The 26,259-nt window shown below is 40.8% G+C and carries 18 protein-coding genes and 5 tRNA genes; 4 read left to right on the forward strand and 19 right to left on the reverse strand.

Annotated elements, in window-relative coordinates:
• Positions 1-35: 35 nt before the first annotated feature.
• The gene (gene tyrS, locus AC3KVK_RS12340) at positions 36-1,238 is read right to left on the reverse strand and encodes a tyrosine--tRNA ligase (RefSeq protein WP_490313428.1); all 1,203 of its coding nucleotides are present in this window, start codon (positions 1,236-1,238) and stop codon (positions 36-38) included.
• Between the two features lie 194 nt (positions 1,239-1,432).
• Between tyrS and AC3KVK_RS12345 the strand changes: the two genes are divergently transcribed.
• Both AC3KVK_RS12345 and AC3KVK_RS12350 read left to right on the forward strand, forming a co-directional pair.
• Positions 1,433-2,746: a peptidoglycan DD-metalloendopeptidase family protein gene (locus AC3KVK_RS12345; protein WP_490313429.1), complete on the forward strand. Its 1,314-nt coding sequence runs from the start codon at positions 1,433-1,435 to the stop codon at positions 2,744-2,746.
• A 118-nt stretch (positions 2,747-2,864) separates the two neighbouring features.
• Positions 2,865-4,994 carry a DUF6351 family protein gene (locus tag AC3KVK_RS12350; protein ID WP_490313430.1) on the forward strand — a complete coding sequence of 710 codons (2,130 nt, stop codon included), beginning with the start codon at positions 2,865-2,867 and terminating at the stop codon, positions 4,992-4,994.
• 33 nt (positions 4,995-5,027) lie between these two features.
• On the opposite strand, the gene AC3KVK_RS12355 is transcribed toward AC3KVK_RS12350, so the two are convergent.
• From AC3KVK_RS12355 to AC3KVK_RS12370, 4 genes are all read right to left on the reverse strand, one after another.
• Complete coding sequence (locus AC3KVK_RS12355; RefSeq protein WP_490313431.1) at positions 5,028-5,207, reverse strand: hypothetical protein; 180 nt, start codon at positions 5,205-5,207, stop codon at positions 5,028-5,030.
• A 126-nt stretch (positions 5,208-5,333) separates the two neighbouring features.
• Positions 5,334-6,464: a sodium ion-translocating decarboxylase subunit beta gene (locus tag AC3KVK_RS12360; RefSeq protein ID WP_490313432.1), complete on the reverse strand. Its 1,131-nt coding sequence runs from the start codon at positions 6,462-6,464 to the stop codon at positions 5,334-5,336.
• 8 nt (positions 6,465-6,472) lie between these two features.
• Positions 6,473-8,251, reverse strand: coding sequence for a sodium-extruding oxaloacetate decarboxylase subunit alpha (gene oadA, locus AC3KVK_RS12365; RefSeq protein WP_490313433.1), 1,779 nt, complete (start codon positions 8,249-8,251; stop codon positions 6,473-6,475).
• A 12-nt stretch (positions 8,252-8,263) separates the two neighbouring features.
• Complete coding sequence (locus AC3KVK_RS12370; RefSeq protein WP_490313434.1) at positions 8,264-8,503, reverse strand: oxaloacetate decarboxylase subunit gamma; 240 nt, start codon at positions 8,501-8,503, stop codon at positions 8,264-8,266.
• Positions 8,504-9,132: 629 nt separating this feature from the next.
• Between AC3KVK_RS12370 and AC3KVK_RS12375 the strand changes: the two genes are divergently transcribed.
• On the forward strand, positions 9,133-10,356 hold the full coding sequence (locus AC3KVK_RS12375) for a M23 family metallopeptidase (RefSeq protein ID WP_490313435.1): 1,224 nt from the start codon (positions 9,133-9,135) through the stop codon (positions 10,354-10,356).
• A gap of 40 nt (positions 10,357-10,396) precedes the next feature.
• Here the strand turns inward: AC3KVK_RS12375 and AC3KVK_RS12380 are convergent, their stop codons facing one another.
• The 13 genes from AC3KVK_RS12380 to xerD form a co-directional block, all read right to left on the reverse strand.
• Positions 10,397-10,870, reverse strand: coding sequence for a YcxB family protein (locus AC3KVK_RS12380; RefSeq protein ID WP_490313436.1), 474 nt, complete (start codon positions 10,868-10,870; stop codon positions 10,397-10,399).
• Between the two features lie 76 nt (positions 10,871-10,946).
• Positions 10,947-11,798, reverse strand: a complete 852-nt coding sequence (locus AC3KVK_RS12385) for a DUF6279 family lipoprotein (RefSeq protein WP_490313437.1) — start codon at positions 11,796-11,798, stop codon at positions 10,947-10,949.
• A gap of 159 nt (positions 11,799-11,957) precedes the next feature.
• A tRNA-Arg gene (locus AC3KVK_RS12390) sits at positions 11,958-12,034 on the reverse strand.
• A gap of 111 nt (positions 12,035-12,145) precedes the next feature.
• Positions 12,146-12,222 (reverse strand) — tRNA-Arg (locus AC3KVK_RS12395).
• A 62-nt stretch (positions 12,223-12,284) separates the two neighbouring features.
• Positions 12,285-12,361: transfer RNA gene (locus AC3KVK_RS12400), tRNA-Arg, on the reverse strand.
• A gap of 62 nt (positions 12,362-12,423) precedes the next feature.
• Positions 12,424-12,500: transfer RNA gene (locus AC3KVK_RS12405), tRNA-Arg, on the reverse strand.
• A gap of 26 nt (positions 12,501-12,526) precedes the next feature.
• A tRNA-Ser gene (locus tag AC3KVK_RS12410) sits at positions 12,527-12,619 on the reverse strand.
• Positions 12,620-12,807: 188 nt separating this feature from the next.
• Positions 12,808-13,083: a superinfection immunity protein gene (locus AC3KVK_RS12415; protein ID WP_490311490.1), complete on the reverse strand. Its 276-nt coding sequence runs from the start codon at positions 13,081-13,083 to the stop codon at positions 12,808-12,810.
• Positions 13,084-13,362: 279 nt separating this feature from the next.
• A complete protein-coding gene (lysS, locus tag AC3KVK_RS12420) occupies positions 13,363-14,898 on the reverse strand; it encodes a lysine--tRNA ligase (protein ID WP_490311491.1) in 1,536 nt (511 codons plus the stop codon).
• Between the two features lie 26 nt (positions 14,899-14,924).
• A protein-coding gene (prfB, locus tag AC3KVK_RS12425) for a peptide chain release factor 2 (RefSeq protein ID WP_140372819.1) occupies positions 14,925-16,023 on the reverse strand; the annotation gives its coding sequence in 2 pieces (ribosomal slippage) (positions 14,925-15,947 and positions 15,949-16,023; 1,098 coding nt in all).
• Positions 16,024-16,255: 232 nt separating this feature from the next.
• The gene (recJ, locus tag AC3KVK_RS12430) at positions 16,256-17,983 is read right to left on the reverse strand and encodes a single-stranded-DNA-specific exonuclease RecJ (RefSeq protein WP_490311492.1); all 1,728 of its coding nucleotides are present in this window, start codon (positions 17,981-17,983) and stop codon (positions 16,256-16,258) included.
• A 69-nt stretch (positions 17,984-18,052) separates the two neighbouring features.
• Positions 18,053-18,778 (reverse strand): bifunctional protein-disulfide isomerase/oxidoreductase DsbC, encoded by a 726-nt coding sequence (gene dsbC / locus AC3KVK_RS12435; RefSeq protein ID WP_490311493.1) that lies wholly within the window; start codon positions 18,776-18,778, stop codon positions 18,053-18,055.
• 59 nt (positions 18,779-18,837) lie between these two features.
• The gene (gene xerD, locus AC3KVK_RS12440) at positions 18,838-19,743 is read right to left on the reverse strand and encodes a site-specific tyrosine recombinase XerD (protein ID WP_518526913.1); all 906 of its coding nucleotides are present in this window, start codon (positions 19,741-19,743) and stop codon (positions 18,838-18,840) included.
• Between the two features lie 95 nt (positions 19,744-19,838).
• Between xerD and fldB the strand changes: the two genes are divergently transcribed.
• Positions 19,839-20,360 (forward strand): flavodoxin FldB, encoded by a 522-nt coding sequence (gene fldB, locus AC3KVK_RS12445; RefSeq protein WP_490311495.1) that lies wholly within the window; start codon positions 19,839-19,841, stop codon positions 20,358-20,360.
• Positions 20,361-20,571: 211 nt separating this feature from the next.
• Here the strand turns inward: fldB and AC3KVK_RS12450 are convergent, their stop codons facing one another.
• Positions 20,572-26,244, reverse strand: coding sequence for a hypothetical protein (locus AC3KVK_RS12450; RefSeq protein ID WP_490311496.1), 5,673 nt, complete (start codon positions 26,242-26,244; stop codon positions 20,572-20,574).
• Between the last annotated feature and the right edge of the window lie 15 nt (positions 26,245-26,259).

Consider the following 26,259-nt stretch of genomic DNA (forward strand, 5'->3'; position numbering starts at 1 on the left):
GTGCGTTATCGCTTTTTTTTATTTGCAAACAACATTTATTCTACTGAGATCTTAGCAAACTTACGTTTACCTACTTGATAAATTTCTTGTGTCCCTTTACTTACTTCAAGCTTGGTATCTGTAATTTTATCTTCGCCATTTAACTTCACTGCACCTTGTTTAATCATGCGCATGGCTTCAGATGTACTTGCGACTAATCCTGCTTCTTTTAATAAATTAGCAATTGAGATAACGTCAGATTCAATTGTAACTGTGACTTCAGGAATATCATCTGGTAGTGCTTTCTTTTGGAATCGATTAATAAAATCTTGATATGCAGCCTGTGCATCTTCCTCACTATGGAAACGAGCAATCATTTCTTGCGCAAAAGAAATTTTAATATCGCGTGGATTTTTACCCTCTGTCACTTGCGTTTTCAGGTCTTCAATTTGCTCTATTGATAATGCACTTAATAACTCGTAATAACGCCACATCAAATCATCAGAAATAGACATTATCTTACCAAACATCTCTGTCGGGCTATCGGTAATACCGATATAATTCCCCAATGACTTAGACATTTTTTGCACACCATCCGTTCCTTCAAGAAGGGGCATCATTAAGACAGTTTGCGGCTTCTGCCCTTCGCTCTTCTGTAGCTCTCGGCCCATCAGTAGATTAAAGCGCTGATCGGTTCCACCGAGCTCAACATCTGACTCCAATGCCACAGAATCCCAACCTTGAACAAGTGGATATAAAAATTCATGTATCGCAATTGGTTGACCACCGGCATAACGTTTCTTGAAATCATCTCGTTCAAGCATACGAGCAACAGTTTGGTTAGATGCCAGCTTAATCATCCCTGCAGAGCCAAGCTTTTCCATCCAAGTCGAGTTAAATGCAACCGTTGTTTTCGCAGGGTCTAAAATCTTGAATACTTGCTCTTTATACGTCTCGGCATTAGCTAACACATCTTCACGCGTCAATGGTTTACGGGTTACATTTTTGCCGGTTGGATCGCCAATCATGCCTGTAAAATCACCAATTAAGAAAATCACTTCATGACCTAAGTCTTGAAAAGTCTTCATTTTATTAATTAGTACTGTGTGCCCCAAATGTAAATCAGGAGCTGTTGGATCAAAACCAGCCTTAATTTTAAGTTTTTTACCTGATTTAAGCTTTTCGACTAGCTCTTCTTCGATCAGTATTTCTTCAGCACCACGTTTGATTTCTGCTAACGCGGCTTGTAAATCAGCCATTGATTTCTCCAAATAACATTAAGCTGAGAATGTTGGCAAAAAACAACAACTCGTCTTTTGTCACATTGCACATATTTCCCCGATTCTAACTCATTATTTATGGACTTTAAATGCACAAACCACTGGTATTAGCGCTATATTCGTTATATGCTGAAAATTGTTATAAAGTAGCGTTTAGTTAGAAAAGGTTAATCATGGTTGCTGTTGTCCACAAATTACCCCAGAAACATAAAATACTTATTCTGGTATTTTTCGCAGTAATTTTAACCTTAACCTTAACGACCTCTGAAAAAGCCAAAGCATCTAAAGATAATAACCAAACAGGGCTAGAGATTGGAAAACGTTATGATGTTGCAGTAAAAATTGCTGAAGAATCAGCAATTGAGCCAGTAAACACTGAATTTCAAGCCAGCAATAGCGAAGAAATCACCTATAATGCTTTCACAGTCAAAAAAGGTGATAATTTAGCGCTAATATTTAAACGCGCCGGGTTTTCAGCCCAGACTCTTCACAAACTTATCAATACTGACAAACAAACCAAGCAATTAACCAATATACATCCAGGTGATGTGCTTTATTTTGCCAAAGATAGTGATGAGCAACTTACTCATCTAAAATATGAACTCAGTCAAACAGATACCTTGTTAATATCCCTTGGTGAAAATCAAACCTATCAAAGTTCCATTTCCAGTAAAGAAATTGAAACGCGGAACCAAATTACATCTGGCACCATTCGAACTAACTTTTGGAATGCAGGGATAGAGGCTGGTTTAACCGAAAAGCAAATTATGAATTTTGCAGATATTTTTGGTTGGGATATCGATTTTGCCAATGACATTCGCAAAGACGATAGCTTTACATTAATTTATGAAACTAAGCATATTGAAGGTGAGTATATAGGCACAGGCAATGTAGTCGCGGCTGAGTTTATTAACCAAGGTGAACATTTCGCTGCAGTCTTACATCAAGATGGCAACTATTACACGCCTGAAGGGCGTAGCATGCGCAAAGCTTTTTTACGTGCGCCGGTTAACTTTAAATACATCAGTTCAAGTTTTAACCCCAGAAGAAAGCATCCTGTCACAGGTCAAATTAGAGCCCATAGAGGGATAGATTACGCAGCCAAAACAGGCACACCTGTGATGGCTTCTGGTAATGGTAAAGTAATCAAGTCAGGTTATAGCAAATATAACGGGAACTATGTTTTCATCCAACATGGTACCCAATATGTAACTAAATACCTTCATTTGCACAAACGAAAAGTTAAAACAGGTGCAAAAGTCAAACAAGGGCAACTAATAGGTACTGTCGGTGCAACTGGTCGCGTAACAGGCGCGCATTTGCATTATGAATTTTTAGTCAATGGTGTTCACCGTAACCCTAAAACGGTTAAATTACCTAAGTCTGAGTCATTGAATACGACAGAGCTAGCTAAGTTTAAACCTATTGCAGACCAGATGCTGGCGCAATTAATCGTCAAGCGAGAATTGCAACTAGCGATGAACTAATCGCAGTTTTTACTCTATAAAAGGCTGTTTTTTAACAGCCTTTTTTATTCTTTCAAAAAACTCTCCCAGCTCAGTTTTGCTTTCCTATACTTATAATTAAGCAGTTTAGGAGGTGAAGATGACCATATTAAAATCGTGTTTAATTATCTTTTTCTGTACCTCAACACTTACGACGTGCAGTGAAACGCCTTATCAATATCGACAAGTTTTGACGGTTGCAACTAATACACCAGCCCCTCTGATTCAAGTTGACACTCACCTGCGTTATAGTCATAGGCCAACCGATCCATATCCCTATCCAATACAAGTTGGCGAAATTGGCCCGACTTTACCGCTATTTTCTGGCGATTTAACCTACCCATTTGCCTGTTCAACTTGGGAATCCGGTCTTGGACAACCTGAAGTTGATAATAATGAATTATTAGGCACCCCAGTATTTTTAGAACAGCGTGGCCAACTGACCAACAAAGTCATTGGCTATAGCAAAGACTGCGCAGTTAAAACACAAATCCGCTTTTTCATTGCAAGCAGCCCTGAGCACAGCACAGAAGTGTTTGATCTCAATACTTTAGAACTCAAACAAAATGAAGTATTACTTCGAGTCGAACAAGGTACCATAAATCGCTACATCTATACGCTGATGATGCCCATTGAAAGAAGTGAGTGGACGGATAGAACAGCCAAAAGCTTGTGGAACAAGCGCTTGATTTACCAATTCGCAGGTGGTGTTGGGATTGGCTTTCGCCAAGGAAAATTTGCCCCACAAAAATTGATTGAGCGCCGCTTTGGACAGCTCAAACAAGGTTATGCTGTTATTTCGAGCTCTGGTAACAAAACCAGCCATACTTACAATATGCTGCAAGCTGAAGATACGGCCATTAGAGTAAAAAAACAATTTATCAGCCTCTACGGTGAGCCTCTCTACACTGTTGGCATAGGAGGATCGGGAGGTGGCCTTGCACAATACCTTCTCGCTCAAAATGCCCCAGGATTGATTGACGGTGCACTGCCTTTATATTCTTATCCTGATATGGTCAGCCAAACCTTGTATGCGTTAGATTGTGATTTATTCAATAACTACTATACCTTTCGCAGCGATCTGGCGTATTGGGATGACCAAACAAAAAAGCGGGCGCTTGAAGGGCTCAATAGTGAACAACTTGAACATAAGTCTTGGTTTTTTTATCCTATAAACCAATTACTCAATGCTAAGCCCATTTATTTACCCAAAATTTATAGTGAGTGTGTAAATGGTTACTTTGGTTTAAGTGCTCTAGTTAATAACCCTGATCAAGGCTTCTTACGGAAAACCTATTCACCTCATGTTAAAGAGATAACCCATTGGAGCTATTGGCAAGATTTGGCCAATGTGTTTGGCAAAGATCAACATGGTTTCGCTAATTCAATCTGGGATAATCAGGGTGTTCAATATGGCTTGAAGGCACTGCAAGAAAACATTATTACTGTTGAACAGTTTATCGACCTCAACTACCACATTGGCGGCTGGAAAAGTGCCAACGAAATGACTAAAGAACAACTGCTGTTTATTCCTTTTACAAAAGTTGGTATTTGGCTCACTCAGTGGAGCAATCATAATATTACCGAAGGCTCTGGAAAACCCGCACCTCGCAGTAGCGCATCGACAAAAGCAATTGAAAATGCTTATCGATACGGGCAAGTGTTTTTAGGCTACAACGACATTCCGACTATTGATATACATCATTACCTTGAAGCTAAGCTCGACATGCATCATGTATCAACTGTCTTCGCGACTCGCCTACGAATTTTAGAACAAACAGGCACGGTAAAAAATCACAAAATTTGGATAGCAGATCCTAACTACACCCCCATGGATGAAGCTTTTCAAGCAATGGATGACTGGTTGCTAGGAGACAATCCTAACGAAGCGCTTTTAAGTGATCGCTGCTTCGATAAAGATGGGAAAATTATCGCTCAAGGTGAAACCGTGTGGGACGACAACTGGAATAATCGGCCGCAAGGTGACTGCGCAAAACATTTTCAAATATACACCAATAGCCGCATCCAAGCTGGCGGGCCATGGCAAGGTAGCATTTTCAAATGCCACACTATTCCAGTCAAGCAAGCCATTGAAGAAGAGCGCTATGGTGAGCATCAGATGCAGGCTTATTTAACCCAACTGGCTGAGATTTTCCCTGAAGGGGTGTGTGATTATACGAAAGGCGATAGCGCTAAGCCGCTTGCATTAACGCAGCAACTTGCACCATAAAAAAGAAACATACTAGCGATCTTTTAAACGTGATTAGCTTAAAAATAGGTGATTAACGAGTTGCGCGAGCAATAGAACAAACACCATAGGCCAAATAAATCGACTAATTTTAGCTTGCTGCGTTTGATTATAATGCGGACCAAACCGCTCTATCAAAGGTAACACCACCACAAGCGCGAGCACTAATACACCTAATATAACCAAAACAGTCAAGTTCACTTCCTTATCAGCAAGATAATCGAACGTTTACTTTACTGGGTTGAAATCGAATTTGCCAATAAAAAAGCGGCCTAATAGGCCGCCAAAAAGTAACTACGTTGGGAGACGTGCCACAAAAAACTATCCAACTAGTGCCAATAGAATACCCGCTGCAACTGCACTACCTAATACACCGGCCACATTTGGGCCCATTGCGTGCATTAATAAGAAGTTATGCGGGTTAGATTCCAACCCAACCTTATTTACAACACGTGCAGCCATCGGTACTGCCGATACCCCCGCAGCGCCAATAAGAGGGTTAATTGGTGTTTTAGAAAACTTATTCATTAACTTAGCCATGAATACACCTGAAGCGGTACCGATACCAAATGCAACGGCACCTAATACTAAAATACCTAAAGTTTCGACTGTTAAGAACTGCTCAGCAGACAACTTAGAACCCACCGCTAAACCCAAGAAGATAGTCGTGATATTAATCAGTTCATTTTGCGCGGTACCACTTAACCGGTCGACCACTCCAGATTCTTTCATTAAATTGCCTAAGCAGAACATACCAACTAACGGTGCTGCTGCTGGCAAAAACATGGCAGCTAATGCTAATACCATCAATGGGAAAATAATTTTCTCCTTTTTAGAAACAACCCGAAGTTGCGGCATTTGAATCGCACGATCTTCTTCTGTTGTTAACGCTCGCATAATGGGCGGTTGAATAATAGGCACTAACGCCATATAAGAATATGCAGCAACAGCAATCGCACCAAGTAGCTCAGGAGCGAGCTTAGAAGCTAAGAATATCGCCGTCGGACCATCTGCCCCACCAATAATTGCTATCGCAGATGCATCAGCCAAACTAAACTCAAAGCCAGGGATAAAGTTCAGTAATATCGCACCAAATAAGGTCGCAAAAATACCAAATTGTGCAGCGGCTCCAAGAAGTAACATTCTTGGATTGGCAATTAACGCACTAAAGTCCGTTAAAGCCCCCACCCCCATAAAAATTAATAATGGGAAAACACCGGTATCAATGCCAAAATAGTAGACGTAATAAAGCAACCCACCCGGCTCTGATAAACCCGCTAATGGTATGTTCGTCAACAAGGCCCCAAACCCAATCGGCACAAGCAAAAGAGGCTCAAACCCACGTGCGATAGCTAAATAAAGGAGTATAAAACCAACCGCAATCATAATGAGTTGTGGCAGGACAAAATTGGCAAGCCCTGTTGCTTGCCACAAGTTAAGCAATGCTTCCATAAAAACCTCTACACTAATGACAACAAAGGTTCACCTGTCGTAACAGAGGCACCTTCAGAGGTAAATATTTCAGCAATCGTACCTGAGCTAACAGCACGGATTTCAGTTTCCATTTTCATTGCTTCCATGATGATAACAACATCCCCACGCTCAACTTGCTGACCAGGCTTTACTTTCACTTTGAAAATATTACCAGCCAATGGCGCGTTTAGGGTTTCACCACCTTCTACTGACGCAGATTGCGGAATTAGCTCACTATCTTTAAGCTGCACATCTTTTAATTGGCCATTTGGCGCAACAACAACGTCATATACTTTACCATCAACTTGAACGCTATATTGTTCAGGCGCACTATCCGATGCCTTACTTACTGATGCCGTATTGCTCTGTGTTGGTTTTTCACCTGTAGGTACGGGCTCAAATGCTGATGGATTATCTTTATTTTTAAGAAATTTCAGACCTATTTGCGGAAACAGTGCATAAGTGAGGACATCATCAATGCTTTGGTCGGCTAACTGAACCCCTTCTTTTTCTGCAATGTCTAAGAGCTCTTTTTGCAATATATCAAGTTCAGGCGCAATCAGATCAGCAGGGCGACAACTAATTGCTTGCTCTCCGGCTAATACCCGCTCTTGCAAAGCTAAATTAACTGGAGCTGGTGTAGAGCCATACTCACCTTTTAAAACACCTGCGGTTTCTTTAGTAATTGTTTTATAACGCTCCCCTGTGAGCACGTTAAGTACCGCTTGTGTACCAACAATTTGAGAAGTTGGCGTCACTAATGGTAAAAAGCCTAAATCTTCACGCACTTTCGGGATCTCTAACAAGACCTGATCAAGCTTATCACCCGCACCTTGCTCTTTGAGTTGATTTTCCATGTTGGTCAACATACCACCAGGTACTTGTGCCAACAAAATACGACCATCAACCCCTTTAAGGCTTCCTTCAAAGGCTGCATATTTTTTACGAACATCGCGGAAATACGCCGCTATTTCTTCAAGCTCACCTAAATTTAAACCGGTATCTCGCGCAGTCCCTTCAACAATTGAAACTATCGTCTCTGTTGCACTATGGCCATAAGTCATACTCATTGATGAAATAGCTGTGTCGAGCATATCGATACCCGCATCAATGGCTTTTTGGTACGTGGCGGTACTTAGACCTGTTGTTGCATGACATTGCATCGCAATTGGGATTGAGACTGTTTGTTTAAGCGCTTTAATCAACTCTTCCGCATCATAGGGCTTTAATAAGCCAGCCATATCTTTGATACATATAGAGTGGCAACCCATTTCTTCAAGTTGCTTGGCCAGCGTTAACCACATATCTAAAGTATGAACAGGGCTGACGGTATAAGAAATCGTACCTTGAGCATGAGCCCCCACTTTAATGGCCGCTCTAATTGCAGTTTCAAGATTCCGAACATCATTCATCGCATCAAAAATACGGAATACATCTACACCATTGGCATGGGCACGCTCAACAAATTTTTCAACGACATCATCCGCATAATGACGGTAACCGAGTAAATTTTGGCCGCGAAGTAACATTTGTTGCTTGGTATTTGGCATCGCTTTTTTTAAAGCACGAATACGCTCCCAAGGATCTTCACCTAAATAACGAATACATGAATCAAAAGTAGCTCCCCCCCATGATTCAATAGACCAATACCCCGCTTGATCGAGTTTTTCTGCTATAGGTAACATGTCTTCAAGACGTAAACGTGTCGCTAATAATGATTGATGGGCGTCACGCAGAACAAGTTCGGTTAATTTTAATTTAGACATTTCTGACCCCTATTATTTTTGTTTATTTCGGTACTGATGAACTGCGGCTGATATCGCTGCGATATGTGCATTGCTCACACCCGGAGCTTTAAAACTTGCCTGTGATTTAGTCACAACTGGCTCAGGCTCTTGGCCAATTAAATGACTCATTAACTTAATTGCACCAATGAGTATGGCTAGAAATATAAAAACCACCGCCATACCAGTTAGCATTAAATTAGCAGCCTGCACTAAACTTGACGCTATATCCATTTCCTCACCCCCACGAATAAGCAGATAAATAACCACTTAAAATAGATAAAAATTCAAAATCAACAATCATATCCATCATAATCACACGCAAATGATTGTCAATTGGTAAAACCAATTAATCATAAGCTAACATAGCAAACATAAAATTAACAGTGAACAACATGTAGATTTTTCAAGCAGACATATAAGCGATGAATGATCGACATAGCCCAAACTAATGAAAAATAGGACTCTTTCAAAGTTATTTATAAATATCGGCAATGGATTTCAATTAAGAAATACATCCAAAATGCTTAAACAGATAAATTGGTATTACCAATTATACAGCTAAACCTATTAACGTTAACGTAAACTACCACGTGCATAACCAATGAATAACGGACATCCATCAAACTAAAAGTTTTTGAAATTGATTCAATTCGACAAAAATTAAAAATCACCTCTACTTAACTAGCTGTAATTTCAAATTAATTAATTAAAACAGCTCATAAAGTAAACATTTTAATACAAGTTCACAAAAAGGCCCTTATCACAAAAACCCATAAAAGGTACAAATAAGATATATTACAATTATGTAACAATCGTTCTAAAGTGAACATGGAAATAACAGGTACAAAAGGGAACACACAATGAGCAACAACAACCACTCACTATTAACTATGAGCCTAGCTGCAGCTTTAATTTCTGCCATTTTCAGTCAGAAGACAAATGCGACAGATTACCACGACACACAATTTGAATTATCACCTCAAGCGCTCACAACTGTAAAAAGTAATAGTCTACAGATTATCTCTACGGAAGCGTTTGTCTTTAGTAATCAACTTAATACTATCGATTGGGGCAATTACTTTTCACTTTATGCCCCCTCTTTAGTGCATAAACAAGAAGTTATTTTGCATTGGGCGGGTTATGCCAGTATTAATCCAAAATTATTACTGGCGCTAATCGAACTACAAAGTGAATTAATTTCAGAACCGGATACTGAAAAATTGACCTCTCCTTTGGAAGGTCTCTCCAGTAAGCAAGGGTTTGATCAGCAAATTGAAGATGTCGCACTGCAACTTAATGCTCGCTTTTATGCTTTTGAGCAAGCACTCACAAAACAATCAACACAGCACATAACTTCAGATACACCAGCCACATTAGCATTGATTAGCTTGCTAAATCACAACAACAGCCGTACTCACCAACCAACCGAGAATGTGCAGAATAAAAACTCACTCACCGAGCTTTTAACTCGCTATTCATCGTTATTTGATGGGGAGTCTTTATTAATTGACCCGCAGTCAAATCCGCAATCACTTACAGCTCCTCAAGCGATTGAATCGGCAGCAAACTTTAACCTTTCGTTTCCGTGGCCAAGCGGTTATGCCTGGTATAGCGGCGGGGCTCATTCCAATACAGGATCTGGTTATCCTTATTCTTCATTAGATTTTAATAATGGCTCAGGTGGTTGGGGCAGCAATACCCCTTGGATTCAGGCGTCGCATGGTGGGACCGTGACGCGATATTCATCATGTAATATCCGAGTTACTCATCCCAGTGGCTATGCAACAAGCTATTACCATATGGATCATTTGCAATACAATTCAGGTGACGTGGTGCCTGCTGGTGCTTGGTTAGGACGCTATGCTAGTCGTTACTCACAAGCATTATGCCAAGGTGGTCAATCAAGTGGCCCACATATACATTGGTCTTTACTTTATAACGGCCGCTTTGTCTCATTACACAATCAGTACATTAGTGGTTATCGCGTCGATGTTGGGAACAGCAATTATGATGATAATTGCGCAAACTTTTACTTCGAAAAAAATGGTTATCGTACCTGCGCTTGGCGTCGTTTATACCGCTAACAAAAAAGGGGAAAAAGACACATGTCTTTTTCCCCTTTTTTCAACCTTTAATAGCTGAGTGTATAAATGTCATCGCTTCCTCATTCATGCATTCTTTCGATAGATAATGACGCCCCTGGTTTTTTGTCACAAGGATCACGCCCAAAGGTGTATCAAGTAGATCAGTTAAATCGGCCCATTTAATCGATAATTGATGATGGATACTTTGTGTCGCTATTTTTTCTTCATCGATTATCAGTGTCACCGTAACATTAGCTGAGCGACTCCACATTTGCCTAGTCACCCACCAAGGTTTTCGATAGTAATAAGCGATTAGCTCTAACACCCCAATCCCCATTAATAAATATGCTGGAAACTTACTAGCCTCATTGACTGTATTGAGCAAAAAACCAATAATAAACATCAGTGAAGCAAAAATTAGCTTTCGCTTAGGGGCTAAATTAATAATCTCAGACTGCTCGAAGCACTCTGTAAAATAGGCTTTATTTAGCACGAAATTAAAATTAAATGACATGGAAACCCAGCATAAAAAAGAACAGATCATACCCTAAAGATACACGACTGCCCATACTATCTCGATAAACCTCATATTAATCACCATCTTCAATAATAGTATCAATATCATCTATCCACTTATTGAACTCTTTTATTAAGTGACGCTGTTGTTTTGCTGATAACGTGGTGAGGATCCGCGCTTGTAATGCAGCATGTGTGTGCTTATCAATGGCAGAGAGTGCAATGAATTGATCTGATTTGTATTGTTCCGTGTTTACAATTATTTCGGTTAATTCTACCCTAAACTCGAATTCATCTAATACCGTTTGTGTGAATACATTCCGTAACGCGTCTAATCGGCGTTGTTTGTATTCAAATCTATGATTTCTTGTTGAAGCCGTAGCTAAAGCCGCTTCTTTAATGAGTGATACTTGCTCATCACTTAATTTATCCAGCCAGTTTTTGTAGCTACTAAGCATTTGCTCAATGCGTACCTCAACTTTCTCTTGCTCACTCAACTCTTCGAATTCACTAAATTGACGAGATATTTTTTTACTAACATTTTCAACAAATTCTTGTTTTTGTTGTGCCGATAAACTGACAGCTAACCCTAATATCGGATCATTTGCCTGGCGGACCACATCTTGCCAATATATTTGGGATGTTTCTCGCCACTCAAGTAATTGTTGTGCGTCTAATGGCTTGTTTAACGCCGCTTTTATTTCAACTAATAATTCACGATATTGCGGTAAAGCATGGCTGCGATGCCAGCGTCTTAGCTTTTCAACCTCAGCTTTGAGCTGTTTTGATTGTTGCTTGTCTAAATCAACGTAATCATCAACCCAATAATCAGCAAGCCAAGGAAGGTTGTTGTATATAAACGTCGTTGAGCAGCCACTTAAAGCAAAAACGCACAAAATGATCAGTATAAAATTACGTGAATTCATCGCCAGTTAAACTTAAGAATGATTAATTAAAACTATACGCCAAATTGCAGCAAACTGATCAATGTATATGTAACAGAGAGTAACTAACGATAAAATAAAAATTTTAGGCATAAAAAAACCTACATAGTTGTAGGTTTCTCATTCATCCTAAGATGAAAATGGTGGACGCAGGAGGATTCGAACCTCCGACCGCTCGGTTCGTAGCCGAGTACTCTATCCAGCTGAGCTATGCGTCCGCATTGATGAGTGTGTTTAGTTCATGCTCTGAACCTTTCTAATGAAGCCTAGAAAGAAGACATAAAAAAACCTACTTAATGTAGGCTTCTTATTCATCCTAAGATGAAAGATGGTGGACGCAGGAGGATTCGAACCTCCGACCGCTCGGTTCGTAGCCGAGTACTCTATCCAGCTGAGCTATGCGTCCATATCGGATAGTCAAGTTTTAGTTCATTACCAGAGAACTTCAATTTTTACATCGAGAAAAGATGGTGGACGCAGGAGGATTCGAACCTCCGACCGCTCGGTTCGTAGCCGAGTACTCTATCCAGCTGAGCTATGCGTCCATATCGGATAGTCAAGTTTTAGTTCATTACTAGAGAACTTCAATTTTCACATCGAGAAAAGATGGTGGACGCAGGAGGATTCGAACCTCCGACCGCTCGGTTCGTAGCCGAGTACTCTATCCAGCTGAGCTATGCGTCCGGATTTACAAGACAACCATTTAAAAATGGCGGAGAAGGAGGGATTCGAACCCTCGATAGGGCTACAAACCCTATACTCCCTTAGCAGGGGAGCGCCTTCGGCCACTCGGCCACCTCTCCGTCTTGTGGGGCGTATAATAAAGAATTCAGAAAATAAGTCAAACACTTTTCTGTGCATTTTAAGTCGTATGACTATAGTTTGAACAGAAGCGCTTATTTATTGAATTTATTGCGCAATAACCATACTCACTCCCAAGGTTTTACGCAATTAAATATTCACTGAAAACTTAATAAGCAACGCTCTACAATTATTGACTTGCTTTTGCAGGTATATATTTCTCTAGCTTTAGCTTCTTTAAAAGTTTTTCAGAAGCACTACCCGTTACCGCCACAACAATTAACCCTCCCCACGCAATCATAGAAAATCCAGCCGGTACATTCACAACGGCGATGACTTTTAAGTATTTACGATTAAAAAAGAGCGCCAAAATTGTCGGAATAAAATAAATCGCTAACATCAGCGGAACAACAATCGCATATTCCATGGCTGTCATATTAGTAAATAGTGCGGTTAAATCTTCCATTTTAATTTCCTCTAGGTGATTTCGTTTGGCTTGTTTAGTGAAGCCAAGAATAGCGACTAAAATCACAATCCCGCAGACAAAGTGTTAAACGGTCAATAAAGGTGATAAATGAGCAAATTTTAAGGGCCGATGTATGGATTTCCCAGATTTTAATAGCCAGTTCATGGAAAAAGTTCCGGCAACTTACATAAACATGACTCAAGTTCTGTCTAAAAGCGCATAAGAAACATAAAAAAACGCCGCTTATATAAGCGGCGTTTTTTACTTAAATCAAAGTGATTAGTCTGCTTGTGGGCGCATATGCGGGAACAAGATCACATCTTTGATGGTTGATGAATCAGTAAAGAGCATCACTAAACGGTCAATACCAATGCCCTCACCCGCTGTTGGCGGTAAACCATATTCTAACGCACGAATATAATCTTCGTCGTAGTGCATTGCTTCATCATCACCGGCGTCTTTCTCTTCAACCTGACGTGTAAAACGTTCTGCTTGATCTTGTGCATCATTCAGCTCTGAGAAACCATTTGCCAGCTCGCGACCACCTACGAAGAACTCGAAGCGATCGGTTACAAATGGGTTGTCATCGTTGCGACGAGCAAGAGGCGACACTTCCCACGGGTAACCCGTAATAAACGTCGGTTGGATCAACATATGCTCTGCAGTTTCTTCAAAGATTTCGCATAAGAATTTACCTGGACCCCAGACACATTTCTCAGGAATTTTAACATGAACTTGCTTCGCATACGCTTTTAGCTCTTCAAAATGATTCTCTGGATCATTAAAAACTTTGGCATCAAAGTCAGGGTTATATTTTAAAATCGCATCAGCCATGCTTAAACGCGTAAATGGTTGACCAAAGTCATATTCAACTGAGTCAATCACCTCACCGTTGTCATCTTTGGTTGTATTCACCACAACAGGGCTACCGAGTACTTCAGTTGCGACTGTACGTAGCATGTCTTCAGTGATATTCATTAAATCGATGTAATCCGCATACGCTTGGTAGAACTCGATCATCGTGAATTCTGGGTTATGACGAGTAGACAAGCCTTCATTACGGAAGTTACGGTTAATTTCAAACACACGGTCAAAACCACCGACGACTAAACGTTTTAAATAAAGTTCCGGTGCAATACGCAGATACATGTCGATATCAAGTGCATTGTGGTGAGTAACAAATGGACGTGCAGAAGCACCACCAGGGATCACTTGTAGCATCGGCGTTTCGACTTCCATAAAGTCGCGGTCTGCCAAGAAACGGCGAATTCCTTCAACCACTTTTGAGCGAATACGGAACGTTTCACGAGTTGCTTCATTAGTGATTAAATCAACATAACGTTGACGGTATTTCGTTTCTTGATCGGATAAGCCATGGAATTTTTCTGGCAATGGACGTAATGATTTAGTGAGTAACTGATACTCAACCATATCAACATACAAATCGCCTTTGCCCGACTTATTTAACGGACCTTTAACGCCAATGATGTCACCAATATCGAGTTGACCGTACTGTTCTTTAAGTGCTTTTTGCGCTTCTTTTGATGCGTAAGCTTGTACGCGACCTTTCATATCTTGAACAACAAAAAACGGTCCACGTTTAGCCAAAATACGACCAGCAATTGATGCTACGTAGTTCAGTTCTACTAGTTCTTCTTTCGATTTATCACCAAACTCAGCTTGCAGATCAGCCGTGTAATGTTCACGACGGAAGGTATTTGGATGACCGTTTGCCGGGCAGTTCACGCGAATAGCATCTAACTTGCCACGACGCTCAGCAATTAACTTATTTTCATCTTGGATTTGATCAGTCATTTTTTAGCTCTTTTTTAGCTTGGTGGTTAAAGGCCAGATTTAAGGCTGGCTTCAATAAATTTATCAAGGTCGCCATCAAGTACGGCCTGCGTATTACGGTTTTCAATGCCCGTTCGTAAATCTTTAATGCGTGAATCATCTAACACATAAGAGCGAATTTGGCTGCCCCAACCGATATCAGATTTCGCGTCCTCTTGACTTTGCTTTTCTGCATTTTGTTGCTGCAATTCAAGTTCAAACAATTTCGCTTTTAACTGCTTCATAGCTTGAGCTTTATTTTTGTGTTGTGAACGTTCATTTTGACATTGCACAACTGTATTAGTCGGTACGTGAGTAATACGCACAGCAGATTCTGTGGTATTAACGTGCTGACCACCAGCACCCGATGCACGATAAACATCGATACGTAAATCAGCCGGATTAATATCAATCTCTATATTATCGTCAATTTCTGGGTAAACAAACGCAGAGGCAAACGAAGTGTGACGACGGCCACTTGAGTCAAACGGGCTTTTACGTACAAGGCGGTGAACCCCGGTCTCTGTCCGCAGCCAGCCATAAGCATACTCACCAATAAAACGGACTGTCGCCCCTTTAATGCCTGCAACATCGCCATCGGTGGCTTCTACTAATTCAACTTTAAAGCCTTTAGCTTCACCCCAACGTAAATACATGCGAAGTAACATGTTACACCAGTCTTGGGCTTCTGTTCCGCCCGAGCCCGACTGTAAGTCTAAATACGCATCATTTTGGTCAAAATCCCCCGAAAACATACGTCGGAATTCTAACGTTGCCAGTTTTTCGACTAATTGCGCCGTTTCGCTTTGCGCTTCGTCAAAGGTTTCTTGATCTTCAGCTTCAACCGCTAACTCAACTAACCCTTCAGCATCATCAGCGCCAGCAATTAAATCATCGATTGTTTCAACTACGGTTTCAAGTGCCACTTTTTCACGACCTAAGGCTTGGGCGCGCTCAGGTTCATTCCATACGGCTGAATCTTCCAATTCACCGTTAACTTCTTCTAATCGCTCTTTTTTTGTAGGGTAGTCAAAGATACCCCCGAAGAAGTTCGGTACGTTCGCGGATGTCCTTGATTTGATTAATCACAGGATTCACTTCAAACATGTATATTTACTCCAAAAATACTCAAACACAGTGAACATAGCTGAAAATGCTAAAAGTCACAGATAGAATTAAATCGGCGAATTTTAGCAAATATTTTCATTGAACGTGAGGACTTAATACGAATATTTTAAGAATAAATTAGAACCAAAAGCATCAGGCTGACACCTAGATGCCTCAACGCTCCTAGCAAGGCAGCCCGCCATTCAAAATGAACTTGCTAAAAATCAGTCAACTAAGCTATACCTTTTAGCTCTCTCACGAGCAGCTGTAAACTGAATTTCCCTCTAAATTCATTGATATCAAGCACAAAGGCGGCTTCAATTTGTTGCACCGCCGAATTAGGCCAACGCTGCAAATCGACATTAAACGCAATCGCATCGAGCAATAAACCACAGCGATGTTTTAAAACCAATTTTAAATGCTTTTCACCCACAAGGCGCTGTTGTACCACCGCAAACTGATCGGCAAATACCGGTTCAGGGAATGATTGCCCCCACGGCCCTGAATTTTTAATCAGCTGAGCAAAATCAAGGCTGTAGCACTCACTTGGCAACTCTCCATCCGTTAAAATAATGCTTTTTTTATGTTCCTCGCTTAAGGTCGCAGTCACTGCGTCAGTATAGAGCCGCTTAAACCGCGCAAAGTCATTGGCACGAATCGACAAGCCTGCTGCCATCGCATGACCACCAAATTTCAAAATAAGTCCAGGATGCGCCGTGCTAATTGCCTCGAGTAAATCACGCATATGTAAGCCTTCGATTGACCGACACGAACCTTTAAGTTCATCATTGTCACCCAGTGCAAAAATAATCGTCGGTCGATGGTACTTTTCTTTTAGGCGCCCCGCTAAAATACCAATCACGCCTTGGTGCCAATCATCTTGATACAAACACACGGCATCGGGTACTTCGGATTGCGTTTTTAGCAATTTATCTAACGTGACTTGCGCTTCAACCTGCATGCTTTGTTCTATTTCTCTGCGCTCTTGATTCAAACTATCAAGTTCGCCTGCAATACGTCGCGCATGATTAATCTCGGGGCTAAGCAAACATGCAATCCCCAAACTCATATCATCAAGGCGGCCAGCCGCATTTAGCCTTGGCGCTAATGAGAAGCCAAAATCAGAAGCCGATAAACGACTGGCTTGGCGCTTTGCGACATCGATCAGCGCAACAATACCTGGGCGAGTGTTACCACTGCGTATTCTTGCTAATCCTTGATGTACTAAAATGCGATTATTGGCATCTAAAGATACCACATCGGCGACCGTGCCAAGTGCTACTAAATCAAGCAGCTGTGCAATATTTGGCTCTGCTTGCCCTAATTGCGAAAACCATTGCTGTTCGCGCAAATAATGACGCAGCGCCACCAGCAAATAAAACGCCACCCCGACTCCGGCTAAAGATTTAGATGGAAACTCACAGCCTCGCTGATTAGGATTGACGATCGCATCGGCATTAGGCAGTTGCTCACCAGGTAAATGATGGTCGGTAACAATCACCTGCATGCCAGCTTGTTTAACTATATCCACGCCGGCCACACACGAAATACCGTTATCAACCGTAATCAACAAATCCGCACCCAAGGCCACGACTTGTTCAGCTAACTGTGGGCTTAAACCATAACCAAGCTCAAAGCGATTCGGCACTAAATAATCAACATACTGAAAACCAAACATTTTTAAGCCCGACATTAAAGTCGCGGTACTGGTTGCGCCATCGGCATCAAAATCACCTACTATCAGAATTTTGCTTTGCTTTTTTAAGGCGTCAATCAGAATGCTACTGGCCTGGTCAATCCCTTTGAGTAATTTAAAACTCAGTAAAGCGGCCGCATTGTGAGTGAGTTCGTGGTCATTTTTCACCCCTCTGGCTGCATATATTTGCCTGATTACAGGGTGAATAGCCGCACTTAAGTAGCTATCATCCACACGAGGGCGAGTGATTAATTGTTTTTGCATTGAATATCTTTTACCGAGAAAAAAGTGACAAAAAAAGGCCTTTCGGCCTTTTTAATAAATAAACAAAACTTATTGAACAGACTCAAGCTGTGCTTTTAGTGCTGCAGCAGGTTGGTAACCAGGAATAAGCGTCCCATCTTCTAAGATAATGGCAGGCGTACCATTGATGCCAAAGCTCTGGCCTAATTGGTAATGCTCACCGACTGGGGCACTGCAGTTGTCAACTTTGGCCACTTTCTCGCCTGCTTTGGCGTCAGTCATGGCTTTTAATTTATCGCTCGCACACCACACGTTCATTAAATCGTTATATCCTTCGCTACGCATACCACCACGAGGAAACGCTAAATAACGCACAGTGATACCCGCATCTAAGTAATCTTCAATTTCGCGGTGTAATTTACGGCAATAGCCACAGGTAATATCGGTAAATACTGTAATTTGATGCTTTTCTTCTGGGGCTTTATACACAATCATCGAATCTGTGTATTCTGCGACACCGTCTTTACGGACGCCACTAAGGGCCTGTTCGGTTAAATTGATTCGGTTATCTAAATCAATCAACGTGCCTTGAATTAAAAACTGACCCGTTTCATTGGCATACATCACACCTTTGTCGGTGATCAATTCTTTTAAACCTGGAATTGGGCTCGGTTTGATGTCTTTGACCGTTAAACCTAAAGCTTGAAATTTTTCAACAATCGGGTTGACTTCAACCACTGTATCACTGCTTACAACCGTCGGCGCAGCCATCGAACCAAATGATGCAAAAGCCAAAGCCACTAATAATTTTTTCATATCAATCTCTTTAAAGTAATTCTTCTCAATAAGACCGTGATTTGGCCCAAATAATTCCATTATGCACGCGGATGATGCGCTTGATGGAGCGATTTTAACCTTTCTTTAGCCACATGGGTATAGATTTGCGTGGTCGAAAGATCGCTGTGCCCAAGCATCATCTGTACAACCCGTAAATCTGCACCATGGTTAATCAAGTGCGTGGCAAATGCATGACGTAAAGTGTGTGGCGATAAATCCGATTTCACCTCTGCAATAATCGCATAATGTTTAATCCGATGCCAAAATGTTTGCCGCGTCATACCTATCCCACGCTTAGATGGAAAGACAAAATCCGTCGCATGCTTGATGAGCTGCGGCCGCCCTTGTTTGATAAAACGCTCAATCCAATCTTGCGCTTCTTCTCCCATAGGTACTAAACGCTCTTTGTTCCCTTTACCTTTAACAAATACAACCGCTTGGCGCAAATTTATTTGCTCTATTCTTAGCCCCACCAGCTCACTAACTCGCAAACCAGTAGCATAAAGCAATTCCAGCATGGCTTTATCGCGTAAGCCTATAGGGTCGTCCAAGTCTGGTGCATCGAGTAACCGCCCCACCTCTTCTTCAGACAAGGTTTTAGGCAAGCTTTGCCCTGCTTTAGGTTGCCCAATATGAGTCATCGGGTTAAAGCTCAGTTGCTTTTCTCGAATAAAGTACTGGTAAAACCGTTTAAGCGCACTGACGGTTCGCGCGGTACTGCGTGGTTTAAAGCCGTTATCGAGCCGATAAGCTAAATAAGCTTGAATATCTTGCTGTTCAACCAACAACAAGCCCCGAGGCAAAATAAATTCAGCAAATTTAGTGATATCCGTTCGATAAGCAGCCAGCGTATTTTCACTGACCCCTTGTTCTAACCAAATTGCATCCAAAAATTGCTCTAATAAGCCATCAGGATCCGTAAATGGCGCTTTTTCTTCACTCAATGTTTCAGTTCCCACTTAACTCAATACCAATTCACTGCTGCATACGGTAGACTGCGCCCCATATCATAACAACCCCAAAAGAAGTGATAAATACCATGAAAATTGGTTTGTTTTACGGTTCAACAACTTGTTACACCGAAATGGCCGCCGAAAAAATACGCGACATCCTAGGCGATGACATCCTAGAGTTACACAATATTAAAGACACTGCATTAAAAAACGCTGAGCAGTACGACTTTGTTATTTTTGGCATTTCAACCTGGGATTTTGGTGAGTTACAAGAAGATTGGGAGTCAAAGTGGGATGATATTAACGAGGTTAATTTAGCCGGTAAAACCATCGCCTTATTTGGCATGGGCGACCAACAAGGTTACGGCCAATGGTTTCAAGATGCCTTAGGCATGTTACATGACCAAATCGCCCCACAAGGTGTGAAGTTCATTGGTTATTGGCCCAATAGCAGCGATTACGAATTTGAAAATTCCAAAGCCCTCACACCCGATGGCAACCACTTTGTTGGCTTAGCGCTAGACGAAGATAGTCAATACGAGCTCAGCGATGAACGTATCGCCACTTGGATAGAACAAGTTTTAGAACAATATCAAGCAAGCCTATAACACTCTTTTTATTAGCTATACAATGGACTTCAAGGTTCACGTAGGCAGCAAGCGCATGACTTTCATGAGTCATCGATGCATGAGATTGAGGTGAAGGCGCGCGGCCAACAACCGAGCATCTTAAAAGACGACGGGTATAAAATGTGTTACAGGGTCTAAAAAAGCCGTGTATTAATAACAATTAATACACGGCTTTTTTGCTATTTATTCGCTAAAGATCATTAACAGCGTAAGCAGTCAATGAACTTCCTTTGGCAATAAATAATACACCGTTGTCAAGTGCTAATAAATTGCCACCGCTTGGTAAAGTGACAACGGACTGATCGTTGATATCAATAATAAAGGTTTCTGTTCTACTCGCAACAATCACTTTATTAAGCCCCACCACAATATTTGAATAATTAGCAGAAACATCAACCTGCCACATCACTTGACCGTTTAATTCATCAATTTGGACTAAAAAATCATCTTTATAAGCATAAATATACCCCATAGCATGGCTTAACGACCGAGGCGGGTTGAAGTCTGAAACTTTAAAATCATTAATCACCCAACCAGTAGATAGAGTATTTAAATTAAAACGTAACAATTGTTTATCGGTTTGAATAATTAAAGCCTGATCACGGCTATGCGTTACTAACTTTATTGGATCGTTAAGTGCAACATCAAATAGCAACTCATGAGTTAAATAATGGTAGCCTTTAATTGTATTTTTTTCTGAGACTACAACTGTATCGTTTGCGACAACCTGCAACTTACTTTCCAAAGATTTATCAATATCATCTGACTCACCAGTTAATGCTTGAGTATCTGTATTATAAACAACTTCCCAAGAATATTCGGTAATACGCACTTGATTTTTATAAGCAATAACCGTGGACTCATTAGGTGATTTGGAAATATAAGAACCTGTATTATGAGAAAATTCTCTAACGCCACTTAAGTCTTCTATGTTGAAGACTCTACTGGGAGGTATGGGTCCCCATGGACCATACGAATAACTATCATTTGTATAAAATAACTTATCATTATGTAAAATTGGCAAGGTCAAACGATAGGATTCTTTTTTTGACCTTAATTCATTTCCAGTAACAGCATCAAGCACATATAAAGATCCAAATGAATTATCATACCGCGAGCGATTGTAATCATGAACCATTGCATATACGTTGTTATCTTGAACTAGCAATTGTTGGATATCAGTTCTAGAGTCCCTGAAAAATGACTGCTGCCATAGCGGCCTAACTTTTGTGGTATCAATATACTGCAAGGTAAAGTTAGTTTTATTGGCATTAGCACCATACATAGCCCAAGGTAATTGCTGCGGCACATCGGTGGCATTAAACAAATCAGTATTTAAATAAAACTCCTGCGCATTAGAAAAGCCATCTGCATCCGAATCTGCATGACCATCTTGACTATCGAGTGGGTTAAATTGGTTATTACGCTCCCACCAATCGCCTAAACGATCACCGTCTGTATCAAATAAAACGGCCGATGTCAGATAGGTTTTAATTTCATCGTAATCCGATAGCCCATCGCCATCAGTATCAGCTAATCGAGGTGAAGTCCCAAGTGTCGCTTCTTCTTGATTTGATAGGCCATCTGCATCTAAGTCCTGATCAGCATCATTGGCATTAACATTAAGCTGATGGGTAATTTCATAACCATCGCTCATGCCATCACCATCACTATCTGCATTATTTGGGTTACTAAAATGAAGAGTAACTTCGGCAAAATCCGACAAACCATCATTATCAGAGTCGGACGAATTAGCTTGAGTTTGGTATTGATTGACTTCTTGTTCGTCGGTTAAACCATCATAATCGGTATCGGCTAACAGAGGGGATGCCGCATATTGCAGCTCAATACCATCATTCAAGCCATCACTATCAGTATCAGCTAATGCGGGGTGAGTCCCTTGTTTAAACTCAGCCAAGTTATTTAAACCATCATTGTCATTATCTTGCAAAGCATCACTAGCATCACTATCATTTAATTGATATTGCAACTCCCACCAAGCAGGCAGCCCATCGTTATCGGCATCGGTACTAAACTGATAGTCAAAATCGAGGGTATTAGTTTGGCCATTGTAACTGACAATAACCAAACTATTTAAGTAAGGCACTAATGTAGTTTTTTTCTTCCAAGCGCTTTGGACAATAAACGTCTCCGTTAATTCATCCCAACTCACTAAGCGAGCTGCATAATCCTCCACCTCAACGGCAAATAAACGATTACTGATTGAAATACTCTGTTTTAGCTTTCGTTTAAACTCTTCCGACAGCTTACCTAGCGCCTGACCCGAAGTTAATGAGAATTTTTCAGCGTTTGAATTCACTAAATAATTAAAAGCGGTATAAAGCCCTGGCAAGTAAGGGCTGTCGTATGGTTTTTTAAAACCAATGCTTTTATCCTCGATAATCGCGCCGCTTTGTGGCTCTATGATAATAAAGTGTTTAGCATCAAGATATAAAGTGTGGTTTTTAGCTGACCAAGTGCTTAAGCTTAAAGAAATACGAGGTTTAATTTGGGGGTTGATTAATACTGCATCTGCATTAAGTAATTGCAATGCAGTGGTTTCAACAGCCAAAGTATTATTGAGCATTTTCATTGCGTTTATTGGCGCATTAAACTGATAAAATGCAAGCAACTGAGCTTCTGGCTTAGAGACATCAATATAGTTTATTTCACCCCACTCAGAGGCGAGGTATAACCGCTGTAATGTATCGGAATAGGCAATATGTGCCACCTTGAATGAAAACGGTGCATCACTTTTAAAATAGATTGGTGTTAAAAAGCGCTGCTCGGCCAGTGACCATACCAATATCACTTTAGAGTAAAGCAAATAGATTCTATCGCCAGCACTGACAATATCGTTAGGAGCACCATAAGCACTTTTTGCGTAGTCACATTGCCCATTTGTAGCTTGCTCGCTACTCCAACACACATATTCAGTTGGAAACTCATCAAGCTCTAACCATGTAGTTGAATCAGCTTGGCTTTTATCTGCATTCCAAAAATCAGGGTAACCGTCTTGGTCAGTATCAACTGATGCCGCAGCATCTAACGGGAATGCATCTTCTTCATTGAGTATGCCATCTAAATCACTATCTGAAGTAAATTCAAACTCTTCAAAAAAGTATCGACCTTTAGAACGATATACAACAGAAACCGTGTCACCTTTAGCTGAAGCTAATGAAATATAATCATATCCAAAGTTTTTCTTGGCGATGACACGGCCTTGCTTATCAATTTTATGTATATCTGCTTCACCACAATTGCCATAATTAGCTACTATAGTTGTATTTGAGTCACTCGAAATAATTCTGCTGCCTAATATGTTATCAGTAAACTTATGCTTATATCGACCTTGTTGCACTAATGTCCCTGCAGAAAATATCTTCCCGTCAATTAAATTTGTTAATTCTTTGCCATCGTCAGAAATTTGAATTGGAAACGGGGGGATACACCCACCAAGAAACCCATACTCATAAAAATTTTCATTAATACTCAGTGCTGATTTTATCTGAACATCATCGTTATCAACAAATACAATGTACCGGTTAATCGCAGAGTTTTCTCGATGTACTCGATGGAGGCTTTTACTTGTAACGGAGTAAACAGATTGTGAATCACTAGGAGAAGGCATAAAGCGCTCGTAACTTGGGTAGGGATCGGCTTTTTTACCATCATTACTCTTAGCCACGATTTGGGCCTCTTTTGACAGTAATGTATACCCTCCCATAGGATAATAATGATCTGCATTTCGATACTGCTGATAGTCATAACTCTTGCTATAATTTGGAACTATCAATTTATTTACAACTAAAAGAGGTCCAGAACTCACTAAGCTTTCAATATATGGTGGGGCTTTGTAATCTGGATTGTAAATATCCTCAAAAAAGACTTCATGAAAAGGAAGCACTTGATAGCTCGCGTCGACGGAGTAAATCATTTGTGCTAAGTCTGCAGTTTTTTCAGTAAAGTAGACCTTATTGTGCCCTGCATGATAGACCAAATTAGCAAGTACATATTCTGATTGATGAATCACACTAAAATGCTGATTGATTTTGTTTTGCAGTAATATCCGACTAAAACTAGTAACAGGATCATCTGTTCTATAATTGAGATTATAAAAATATTCATTGTCGCGCGCTTGAATAATAGAACTCGGGCTATCACCGAGCCAAGTTAAGTAACAGCGACCCGCTTCGCCATCTGTATTTAAATAACAATTATTATCACGAGGATAACTATCGGCTGTATCAGCTGTGCCATCGTTATCATCATCTGTATCGGCATTATTACCGATACCATCTTTATCAGTATCTACGGTTTCAGTTGGATCTAACGGTAAGTCGTCTTCATCGTCTGGTACACCGTCATTATCATCGTCAGTATCGGCATTATTACCAATGCCATCCTTATCGGTATCGAGTGTTTCGGTGCCGTCATTTGGAAACGCATCGGCATTATCGCCAACCCCATCATTATCACTGTCTTTTGATTCGCTTGCATCAAGAGGAAAGGCATCATCGGCATCAAGCACACCGTCGTTATCGTCGTCGGTATCGGCATTATTACCAATGCCATCTAAATCAGTATCAACAGATTCTGTGGCATCCAATGGAAAGGCATCGTTAGAATCAGGAACGCCATCGTTGTCGTCGTCGGTATCGGCATTATTACCAATACCATCTAAATCAGTATCAACAGATTCAGTAGCATCCAATGGAAAGGCGTCGTTAGAATCGGGAACGCCATCGTTATCGTCGTCGGTATCGGCATTATTACCAATGCCATCATTGTCGGTATCAATGGTTTCGGTTGGGTCTAGTGGAAATAAATCATTTTCATCAAAAACACCATCGTTATCGTCATCTAAATCAATTTGATTTGGAAAACCATCCGTATCGGTATCCAGACCTAACGTTTTAGGAGTGAAATTATTAGCCAAGTCACTCAATGCTGATGTATCAAGTCCAGAGCTTAGCAGTATCTGTTCTTGTACCAACAATGATTTGATTTCATTCAGACTAAAGGGGTCTTGAGTCATAGGATCCCCATCCTTGTCAGAATGAGTGACAACTAAATGTGGGATGGGGGCTTGCTCGATAGCAGTTTGATAACGCGAAACTAACGGGCCATCAAATTGAGATAACTGCCCAGAATACTCGGCAGCTACTAACTGTAAACTTTCACTTACGCCAACCCCTAGGCTAACACTAATAAATTCAAGTAAGGCTGCAAATGCTTCATTTTGCACACGATGACTAAGTAAAGCTGCAAAATCAGATGAAGCACCTAATAAAGGTGCATCAGTTAATGGGTTATATGTAGTTGCTAAACCAAAATTAAGTTTAGTTTGTACCTGCTCAATTGCTTTTAATAGTGCATCATTAACACTATTACCTTTTAACGTATATTGATTAGCCACTTGGCTTATTATGGTAGTGAGTGGCGTGGCATTAATGGCTGTATTTGCGGTCAGTTGCTCTGCACTTAAGATTGAATAAAGCTGAGGTAAAACTGGTTGTCGTCCGGTAGTAATATCGATTGTTTTGTCATTACTTAAAACTTCAATCAGGTAAAAGTCACTGAGAGGCTCACTGACTTTTATATCTGTAAAGGCAGCCAGCTCATTAGTACTACCCGAGGTAATTAAGCGCCCTTTAAAGTCGGCTTTGGTGTCATCTAACGCATAAATATTTACAGTAGCGTTTTGCAGTGGCCCTTTTACGGCATAGCCTTTTATAGCAAAGCTTTTAACTACCGGCAGTATTGGCGTCGTCGGTGGTGTCGGTTTATCCGAAGAACCACCACAGCCGTTTAATAAAAGAGCCGATAAAATGACAGGCAATATACGATGAGTTACATTCATCTAATTCAATCCCTT

The organism is Pseudoalteromonas sp. J2K-J979 (assembly GCF_058169715.2).